The organism is Rothia endophytica (assembly GCF_039543885.1).
Classification (GTDB): domain Bacteria; phylum Actinomycetota; class Actinomycetes; order Actinomycetales; family Micrococcaceae; genus Rothia; species Rothia endophytica.
This window is the reverse complement of record NZ_BAABKP010000017.1, coordinates 1-1307: the sequence shown is the minus strand read 5'-3', so window position 1 is coordinate 1307 and position 1307 is coordinate 1. Positions and strand designations below refer to the sequence as shown.

Genomic DNA, 1307 nt, shown 5'->3' with positions numbered 1-1307 from the left:
TGAAGTGCCCCGGTTTTTGTTCCTAGGCTTGTGCCTTAATTTCCATTATTTCTCGACTGGGGTGGTGTTCCCAAAACTCGGCTTCGACTTCAGCCGGCGTGCGGTAGCCCAGGCTCTGGTGGAGCCTTGACTCGTTCCACCAATTCACCCACTCGAACGTCGCGATTTCCACGTCGACGACATCGGCCCACGTTCGCCTATGAATCAGCTCATTCTTGTAGGAGCCGTTGACATTCTCCGCCAGAGCATTGTCGTAGGAATCACCAACAGTGCCGGTCGACGCCGTAATTCCATGCTCAGCCAGGCGCTCGTTGTAGACGATGCTCACATACTGCGACCCGTGGTCCGAGTGATGAATTAGGCCCGCCGTTTCCTTGGCGCACACGATCGCCTGGTTGAGCGCCTGCAGCGGCAACGCCTCAGTACGCATCGAATCAGACAACGCCCACCCGACAATCCTCCGGGAGCACACATCAGTGACAAAAGCTGTGTACACAAACCCTTTCCTGGTGCGCACATACGTAATGTCCGCCACCCACAGCCGATTAGGGCCAGGAGCCTTAAACTCACGATTTACCAAATCTGGGCGCAGATCAGGCACGTTAGGCTTACGGGTTGTGATAGGTGACCTGCCTTTGCCTTTGCCAGAAACACCGGCCAGGCGCATCAACCGAGCAGTTTGTTCACGACCGATATCAATTCCGTCACGACGGAGAGCATGCCACATTTTCCGCACACCGTAGACACCGTAATTATCGCGATGAACAGCACTAATGTGTTCAATCAGCACAGCATCGCGAAGGCGACGAGCACTTAATCCACGGGCTTTAGACTGGCGGTACCCACGCGAAGTAAGGAAGCCGCCTTCGCGATGCGTGTTTAACGTCTGGCAAATGAACTCGACTGAGAAACGATTCCGATACTCATCAATGAACCGGATCATTTCCGACGTTTCGGGTCGAGTTCCGACGCGAAAAAAGCCGAAGCGGCCTTTAACAACTCGTTGGTGTCGCGCAGCTCTTGATTTTCTCGACGCAACCGTGCGTTTTCTGCAGCAAGGTCCTCGGGCATTGATTCCACAACACGTCCTTCGCGACGAGCGGCCTGCGTCCATTGCCTCGCTGTGTGCCACGAAACGCCCAGTTTGGGCGCCACGATCTTGCATGCTTCCTGCGTCGAAATACTCTCTGCCAGGATGCGGTCTTCCACGAGACGGACCACACGGTCCTTCGCCTCCTGATCAAACTTCTTCGGCATGTTCCAAATTTTCCCATCTACTCAAACGGAACAAAACCTGGGGCACTTCA

At 54.8% G+C, this 1307-nt stretch carries 1 protein-coding gene; it reads right to left on the bottom strand.

Annotated features, from left to right (window positions below):
* Positions 1 to 22: 22 nt before the first annotated feature.
* Positions 23 to 1257, bottom strand: a protein-coding gene (locus ABD982_RS11210) for an IS3 family transposase (protein WP_345447652.1) whose coding sequence is annotated in 2 segments (ribosomal slippage) — positions 23 to 969 and positions 969 to 1257 — 1236 coding nt in all. Because the reading frame shifts where the segments join, the coding sequence is not laid out codon by codon here.
* Positions 1258 to 1307 lie beyond the last annotated feature (50 nt).